This window comes from Mangrovactinospora gilvigrisea (assembly GCF_001879105.1).
Taxonomy (GTDB): domain Bacteria; phylum Actinomycetota; class Actinomycetes; order Streptomycetales; family Streptomycetaceae; genus Mangrovactinospora; species Mangrovactinospora gilvigrisea.
The window spans coordinates 50,757-58,443 of record NZ_MLCF01000057.1 but is presented as its reverse complement, the minus strand read 5'-3'; the positions used below and the strand labels follow the sequence as shown (position 1 = coordinate 58,443).

The 7,687-nt window shown below is 71.9% G+C and carries 8 protein-coding genes; 6 read left to right on the top strand and 2 right to left on the bottom strand.

Annotated features, from left to right (window positions below; translation table 11 throughout):
* Positions 1–854: SAM-dependent methyltransferase (locus BIV57_RS12090; RefSeq protein ID WP_071656752.1), on the bottom strand; the 854-nt coding region annotated here is incomplete at its 3' end.
* Positions 855–1,001: 147 nt separating this feature from the next.
* On the opposite strand from BIV57_RS12090, the gene BIV57_RS12085 reads away from it, so the two are divergent.
* From BIV57_RS12085 to BIV57_RS12060, 6 genes are all read left to right on the top strand, one after another.
* Positions 1,002–2,246: a sensor histidine kinase gene (locus tag BIV57_RS12085; RefSeq protein WP_071656751.1), complete on the top strand. Its 1,245-nt coding sequence runs from the start codon at positions 1,002–1,004 to the stop codon at positions 2,244–2,246.
* A 56-nt stretch (positions 2,247–2,302) separates the two neighbouring features.
* The gene (locus BIV57_RS12080) at positions 2,303–2,992 is read left to right on the top strand and encodes a response regulator (RefSeq protein ID WP_071656750.1); all 690 of its coding nucleotides are present in this window, start codon (positions 2,303–2,305) and stop codon (positions 2,990–2,992) included.
* Between the two features lie 123 nt (positions 2,993–3,115).
* Positions 3,116–4,186, top strand: a complete 1,071-nt coding sequence (locus tag BIV57_RS12075; RefSeq protein ID WP_071656749.1) for a glucose-1-phosphate thymidylyltransferase — start codon at positions 3,116–3,118, stop codon at positions 4,184–4,186.
* Positions 4,183–5,175, top strand: coding sequence for a dTDP-glucose 4,6-dehydratase (rfbB, locus tag BIV57_RS12070; RefSeq protein ID WP_071656748.1), 993 nt, complete (start codon positions 4,183–4,185; stop codon positions 5,173–5,175). Before BIV57_RS12075 ends, rfbB begins: the two co-directional genes overlap by 4 nt.
* Before the next feature lie 4 nt (positions 5,176–5,179).
* Positions 5,180–6,070 (top strand): dTDP-4-dehydrorhamnose reductase, encoded by an 891-nt coding sequence (gene rfbD / locus BIV57_RS12065; RefSeq protein ID WP_265736989.1) that lies wholly within the window; start codon positions 5,180–5,182, stop codon positions 6,068–6,070.
* 106 nt (positions 6,071–6,176) lie between these two features.
* Entirely contained in the window at positions 6,177–6,995 is an 819-nt protein-coding gene (locus BIV57_RS12060) for a class I SAM-dependent methyltransferase (protein WP_071656747.1), read from the top strand.
* A gap of 80 nt (positions 6,996–7,075) precedes the next feature.
* Here BIV57_RS12060 and BIV57_RS12055 read toward each other — a convergent pair whose 3' ends face one another.
* The gene (locus BIV57_RS12055; RefSeq protein ID WP_071656746.1) at positions 7,076–7,672 is read right to left on the bottom strand and encodes a dTDP-4-dehydrorhamnose 3,5-epimerase family protein; all 597 of its coding nucleotides are present in this window, start codon (positions 7,670–7,672) and stop codon (positions 7,076–7,078) included.
* Positions 7,673–7,687 lie beyond the last annotated feature (15 nt).

The window sequence follows — 7,687 nt, the reverse complement described above, 5'->3', positions numbered from 1 at the left end:
GCCACGTACCCCCGCGGATCCCGCGTCGCCGTCCCCAGCGGCGGACGCGCCCCCGACACCCCCAGCTCCCGCAGCGCCTCCCGCTGACGCACCCGCGAACCCCCCAGCGCGTCCACCGCGACATGCGCCGTCACATCGCAGGAGCCGTCCGGCACCGGACGCCCCGTCAGCTCCCGCCCGTCCCGAAACGCCGTCAGCGTCCCCCGCGGCGGCCGCTCCTCCGCCAGATGCCCGTAGTCGACGGCCACCGCCGTGCCGCGCTCCAGCACCGCGACCGCCCGCGCCCACGCCTCGTCCCGGGTCCGGCCGATCTCCACCCGGCGGCCGGACGGCCACCACCGCGCCGCCCACGCCGCGTCCCGCGCCGACGCGGGCCCGCCGGGAGACTCCTCCCCCGTCTCCGGATCCACCTCGACGTACCGCAGCCCGCCCGCCGCCCCGCCTTCCGCCGCTCCGCCGTCCCGCTCGCACACCTCCAGCGGCACGTTGTCCAGCCACTCGTTGGCGAAGACCAGCCCGGTGACGCTGCCCGGCGCGGGCAGCTCCGTCCGCCACTCCACCCCGGGGACGTCCGCCGCCGGCCCGACCTCGACCGCCACCGCCCGCAGCCGCGCCCCCCGCTCCGTCCCGGCGAGCAGCGCCGCCACCGCCCCGGCCAGCTCGCCGCGCCCGGCGCCCACATCGACGAAGCCCAGCTCGGCGGGGCGCCCCAGCCGCTCGTCCACCTCGGCCAGCAGCCGGGCCACCGCGCCCGCGAAGAGCTCCGGCGCGGCGTGCACCGAGGTCCGGAAATGTCCGGACGGCCCCGCTCCGGCGCGGTAGAAGCCGCCCGGCCCGTAGAGGGCGTCCGCCATCGCCCTGCGCCACCCGACCCTCACCGGCACCCCATCCGACCCCGACCCCACGCTCATCCGATCTTTCCCGGACTCCGACCTGCGGAGTATCCCAGGATCATCCGCCGGACGACTGCTTCGGGCCGCCGGGCTCCCTACGCTGGAGCGGTGCACCGCTTCTACACCTGGCTGAGAACCCACCCCATCGTGGTGGACGGCATCTGGGCCATCGGCCTGATGTTCATCAGCGTTGTCCAGGTGGTCATGCAGTACCTGTCGTTCCGGCACGGGTACGCCGGGCCCGACGGCCACCGCTACGGCCCGGTCCACTCCGTGCTGGCCCTGGTCTTCGCCGCGGTGATCAGCGCGGCCATCACGGTCAAGCGCCGCTACCCGGTGCTCACCGGCTTCGCCGTGCTGGCCGTCGGCATCGTCCAGTTGGCGACCGGCGTCGGCTTCGTCTTCGCCGATCTCGGCGCCCTCGCCATGGTCTACAACGCGGCCGGATACGGCCCCCGCTGGCTCTCCCGCACCGCGCTGGTGTGCGGGGCGCTCGCCGGCCCGGCGTCCGCGATCCGGTTCAGCAGCCCCACCGCGCTCAACGACTTCTGGGGCATGGTCATCGGAGCGATCCTGTCGGCCGCGCCGTTCGTGGTCGCCTGGGCGCTCGGCGACCTGACCCGCACCCGCCGCGCCTACTACGCCTCCCTGGAGGACCGCGCCCGCCGGCTGGAGCGCGAGCGGGACGCCCAGACCAAGGTGGCGGCCGCCGCCGAGCGCGCCCGGATCGCCCGCGAGCTGCACGATGTGGTGGCCCACAACGTCTCGGTGATGGTGGTTCAGGCCGACGGCGCCAAGTTCGTCCTCGACCAGGCGCCCGAGCAGGCCAAGGAGGCGCTGGACACCATCGCCGGCACCGGCCGCCAGGCGCTCACCGAGATGCGCCGGCTGCTGGGCGTGCTGCGCTCCGAGGAGGCCATCGAGTTCGTGCCGCAGCCGGGCGTGGAGCAGATCGGCGATCTGCTGGAGCAGGTGCGCGGCGCCGGCCTGCCGGTGGAGTTCTCGGTGGACGGGGAGGTCCGCCCGCTCTCCCGCGGCATCGAGCTGACCGTCTTCCGGATCGTCCAGGAGGCGCTCACCAACACCCGCAAGCACGGCGGGCCCAACGCGGCGGCCGCCGTCCACCTGTACTACGGGGACAGCGAGCTGGACCTCACCGTGGAGGACGACGGGCGGGGCGCGGCGGCCGCCCTGCACGACCGCGGCGGTGCGGACGGCCTGGGCCACGGCCTGATCGGGATGCGGGAGCGGGTGGGGATGGTGGGCGGCACCTTCTCGGCCGGGCCGCGCCCCGGCGGTGGCTTCCGCACCAGGGCGGTGCTCCCGCTGCCGGCCGCCGCACCGCACACTTGATCCGAAGTCCCCCGTACGTGTGTGAACCCCTCTCACTCGAAGGAGCGAATCCCGCCGTGGCGATCCGCGTGATGCTCGTCGACGACCAGGCGCTGCTGCGCACCGGCTTCCGGATGGTGCTGGACGCCCAGCCCGACATGGAGGTGGTGGCCGAGGCGGGGGACGGTGCCGAGGCGCTGGAGGTGCTGCGGGCGACCGCGGTGGACGTGGTGCTGATGGACGTCCGGATGCCGCGGATGGACGGCCTGGACGCCACCCGCCGGATCTGCGGCGAGGACCCCAGGAGCCGCGAGGGCGGCCCCAAGGTCCTCATGCTCACCACCTTCGACCTCGACGAGTACGCGTTCTCGGCGCTGAAGGCGGGCGCCTCCGGCTTCCTGCTCAAGGACGTGCCGCCGGAGGAGCTGCTCACCGCGATCCGCTCGGTGCACTCCGGCGACGCGGTGGTGGCGCCGTCCACCACCCGCCGGCTGATCGACACCTTCGTGCCGCTGATGCCGACCGGCCCCGGCCCGACGCCGGCCGACCGGGCGGTGGAGCGGCTGACGGACCGTGAGCGGGAGGTGCTGCTGCTGGTGGCGCAGGGCCTGTCGAACGGGGAGATCGCCGCCCGCCTGGTGCTCTCGGAGGCGACGGTGAAGACGCACGTGGGGCGGATCCTCACCAAACTGGAGCTGCGCGACCGGGTGCAGGCAGTCGTGCTGGCCTACGAGACGGGGCTGGTGCGGGCCGGCGGACCCAAGTGAATCGTTGAAACGGCGCGCCCCGCACTTTGCCAGTATGAAATTCGACTGAATGTGCGCGGAGAGGCAACCATCCCGAGCCTTCCGACACGCCCTTACTTTTTCCTTATCGATATCGTGGGACGGATGAAGGCTCTGGTCCTCTCCGGCGGATCGGGAACGCGTCTGCGCCCGATCACGCACACCTCAGCGAAGCAGCTGGTCCCCGTCGCCAACAAGCCGGTCCTCTTCCATGTCCTGGAGTCGATCGCCGCGGCCGGGATCACCGATGTCGGCGTGATCGTGGGCGACACCGCCCCGGAGATCCGCGCCGCGGTCGGCGACGGCTCCCGGTTCGGCATCGACGTCACCTACATTCCCCAGGAGAAGCCGCTCGGCCTGGCGCACGCGGTCCTGATCGCCAAGGACTTCCTCGGCGACGACGACTTCGTGATGTACCTCGGCGACAACTTCATCATCGGCGGCATCCGCAACCTGGTGGAGGGCTTCCACGCCGACCGCCCGGACGCCCAGATCCTGCTCACCCAGGTGCCCGACCCGCGCGCCTTCGGCGTCGCCGAACTGGCCCCCGACGGCCGGGTCGTCAACCTGGAGGAGAAGCCCCAGCAGCCCAAGAGCGACCTGGCCCTCGTCGGCGTCTACCTCTTCACGCCCGCCGTCCACGAGGCCGTCCGCTCCATCGAGCCCTCCGCGCGCGGCGAGCTGGAGATCACCCACGCCATCCAGTGGCTGATCGACCAGGGCTTCAACGTCAAGTCCAGCCAGCTCACCGGCTACTGGAAGGACACCGGCAACGTCACCGAGATGCTCGAGGTGAACCGCACCTGCCTGGAGGCCGTGGACGGCAAGGTCGAGGGCAGCGTCGACGCCGCGACCGAGCTGATCGGCCGCGTCGTCGTGGAGCCCGGGGCCGTCGTGGAGCGCAGCCGGATCGTCGGACCTGCCATCATCGGGGCGGGCGCCCGCGTCACCGGCTCCTTCATCGGGGCCTACACCTCGATCGCCGAGGACTGCGTCATCGAGGACAGCGAGATCGAGTACTCCATCCTGCTGGAGGGCGCCTCGATCCGCGGAGTCAACGGGCGCATCGAGTCCTCGCTCATCGGCCGCAGCGCCGAGGTCACGCCCGCCCCCAATGTCCCGCAGGCGCACCGACTGGTGCTCGGCGACAACAGCAAGGTACAGATTTCCTCATGAGCAGCAGTCAGAAGGTCCTTGTCACCGGCGGAGCCGGCTTCATCGGCTCGCAGTTCGTGCGGCGGGTGCTCTCCGACCCGGAGGCCACCGAGTCGATCACCGTCCTGGACGCCCTCACCTACGCCGGCAACCCCGCGAACCTCGACCCGGTCCGCGACTCCGCCCGATTCCGCTTCGTGCAGGGCGACATCACCGACCCCGAGCTGGTCGACCGGCTGGTCGCCGAGCACGACGCGGTCGTCCACTTCGCCGCCGAGTCGCACGTCGACCGCTCCATCCTGGGCGCCCGCGCCTTCGTGGTGACCAACGTCGTCGGCACCCAGACGCTGCTGGACGCCGCCCTGCGGCACGGCGTCGACAAGTTCGTGCACATCTCCACCGACGAGGTGTACGGGTCGATCGACGACGGCTCCTGGCCCGAGACCTGGCCGCTGGCCCCCAACTCGCCCTACTCGGCGTCCAAGGCCTCCAGCGACCTCATCGCGCTCTCCTACCACCGCACCCACGGGCTGCCGGTGGCGGTGACGCGCTGCTCCAACAACTACGGGCCGTACCACTTCCCCGAGAAGGTCATCCCGCTCTTCGTCACCAACCTGCTGGACGGCAAGAAGGTGCCGCTCTACGGCGACGGCCGCAACGTCCGCGACTGGCTGCACGTCGACGACCACTGCCAGGGCATCGAGAAGGTGCTGCGCGGCGGCCGCCCCGGCGAGGTCTACAACATCGGCGGCGGCACCGAGCTGTCCAACAAGGAGCTCACCGACCTGCTGCTGAAGGCCTGCGGCGCCGACTGGGACTCGGTGGAGTACGTCGAGGACCGCAAGGGCCACGACCTGCGCTACTCGGTCGACTGGACGAAGATCCACGACGAGCTCGGCTACCAGCCGAAGCACCCCTTCGACGAGGGCCTCGCCGAGGTCGTCCAGTGGTACCGCGACAACCGCGCCTGGTGGGAGCCGCTCAAGGACCGCGCCGGGCTGGAGAGCTGACGACGTGACGAACCCGACCACCGACATCGTGCCGCCCCGGGCCGATTGGCTGGTCACCGGCGCCGGCGGCATGCTCGGGCGGGACGTCCTCGCCCGCCTCGCCGCCGACGCCGAGCCGGCCCTCGGCCTCGCCCGGGCCGACCTCGACCTCACCGACGCGGCTGCCGTGCTCGCGGCCCTGGAGCGGCACCGGGCGAAGGTCGTCGTCAACTGCGCAGCCTGGACGGCCGTGGACGCCGCCGAGGAGCACGAGGCCGAGGCCCTCGCCGTCAACGGCGACGGGGCCCGCAACCTCGCCGCCGCCTGCGCGGCCGTCGGCGCCCGGCTGCTGCACGTCTCGACCGACTACGTCTTCCGCGGCGACGCCGGGGCGCCGTACGCCGAGGACGCCGCCCCCGACCCCGTCACCGCCTACGGGCGCACCAAGCTCGCCGGCGAGCGGGCCGTGCTGGAGGCGCTGCCCGAGGACGGCTCCGTGGTGCGCGTGGCGTGGCTCTACGGCGCGCACGGCAAGAACTTCGTGAAGACCATGCTGCGGCTGGAGGGCGAGCGGGAGCGCCTCACCGTCGTCGACGACCAGCGAGGCCAGCCCACCTGGACGGCCGACGTCGCCGACCGCCTGGTGCGCCTCGGCCGGCTGCCCGCCGCCGACGCGGCCGGCGTCTGGCACGCCACCAGTTCGGGTGAGACCACCTGGTGCGGATTCGCCCGGGAGGTCTTCCGGCTCGCCGGCGCCGATCCGGAGCGTGTCGGGGCCATCACCAGTGCGGACTTTCCCACACCGGCGAAGCGCCCCGCATACAGTGTTCTCGGCCACGACCGTTGGAAGTCGGTAGGAATCGACCCGATCAGGGACTGGCGGGAAGCCCTTGCGGAGGCTTTTCCGCACCTTTGATTGTCTGATCACGGCTTGGTCACTACAGTCGGCTGAACCCTGAGGGCCGTCTGAGCGTCTCAAGGGAAAACGACCGAAACGTCAGCGCCGATTGGGGAGTTCCGCGGTGCATCGTCACGAGTTCCTCCGCACCCTGCACAAGGTCTACCGACCCCGCAACTACATGGAGATCGGGGTGAACGACGGGCGCAGCCTGGCCCTGTCGCGCGTCCCTTCGATCGGGGTCGATCCGGCCTTCAAGGTGGTGAAGCCGATCCGGTGTGACGTGCAGCTGGTCAAGGCCACCAGCGACGACTTCTTTGCGCGCAAAGACCCGCTTGCGCACTTCGCCCGGAGTCCCTTGAAGATCGGCCCCCTCCGGAACCGTCCGCGTGTGCGGGCGGCCCTAGAGAAGGGCCCGCTGAAGCGCGGGGCCGTCGATCTCGCGTTCATCGACGGTATGCATCTGTTCGAGTTCGCCCTGCGCGACTTCATCAACACGGAGAAGTACGCGCAGTGGAGCAGCGTCATCGTCTTTGACGACATGCTGCCGCGGAACGTCCCCGAGGCGGCCCGCGACCGGCACACCGATGCCTGGACGGGCGATGTCTACAAGGTGATCGAGGTCCTGCGGCGCTACCGCCCCGACCTGGCGCTGGTGCCGATCGACTCGGCCCCGACGGGGACGCTGGTCGTCTTCGGCGCCGACCCGGACAACCGGGTCCTCGAGGACGCCTACGACGACATCATCAAGGAGTTCGTCTACGACGATCCGCAGAAGGTGCCGTCCGAGGTGATGGACCGCACCCACGCGGTGAAGCCGATGGACCTGCTCGACGGCGAGCTGTGGGCGCCCCTGGTGCGCGCCCGCGACCTCGGCCTGGGCCGCGGCCGCGGCTGGCCGGCGCTGCGCCGCCGGCTGGAGCCGTTCGCGCTCAAGGACTGACGCACCGGCGCCCCGGCACCCCGTTCGGCCCGCAGGGCCGGGTGGGGTGCCGGGGCGCCGGCGGCAGACCGTGGGCCGACTCAGCGGCTCCGGAGCGACGCGTAGTACTCCTGGCACACGTCGTAGCTCGGCAGCAGCCCCTGCGCCTGGGCCTCCGCCAGGCCCGGCGCGGCCGTGTCCTTCTCGGAGAGCAGCGGCTCCACCCCGGCCGGCCACTCGATGCCGACGCCCGCGTCCAGCGGGTTCAGCCCGTGCTCGCGGTCCGGCGCGTAGCCCTCGCTGGTGAGGTAGATGGCGACGGTGTCGTCCTCCAGCGCCATGAACGCATGGCCCAGGCCCTCGGCGAGGTACACCGCGTGGTGCGTCTCGTCGTCCAGCCGGACGGCCTCCCAGCGGCCGAACGTCGGCGAGCCCACCCGCAGGTCGATGACGACGTCGAGCAGCGCGCCGCGGCCGCACTTGACGTACTTCGACTGGCCGGGCGGCACGTCCGCGTAGTGGATGCCGCGGATGGTGCCGCGCTTCGACACCGAGAAGTTCGCCTGCTTCAGGTCCAGGTCGTGGCCCGTCGCCTCGCGGAACTCCGCACCGCGGAACCACTCGTGGAAGCTGCCCCGCTCATCCGGGTGGATCTTCGGCTCCAGCACCCACGCCCCGTCGATCCCCAGCGGCCGCATCCGCGCCACGTCCTT

Coding starts and splice junctions, on each gene's coding strand:
- rfbB (WP_071656748.1), top strand. CDS start 4,183: ATGAGCAGCAGTCAGAAGGTCCTTGTCACCGGCGGAGCCGGCTTCATC.
- BIV57_RS12055 (WP_071656746.1), bottom strand. CDS start 7,672: ATGCGGCCGCTGGGGATCGACGGGGCGTGGGTGCTGGAGCCGAAGATC.
- BIV57_RS12075 (WP_071656749.1), top strand. CDS start 3,116: ATGAAGGCTCTGGTCCTCTCCGGCGGATCGGGAACGCGTCTGCGCCCG.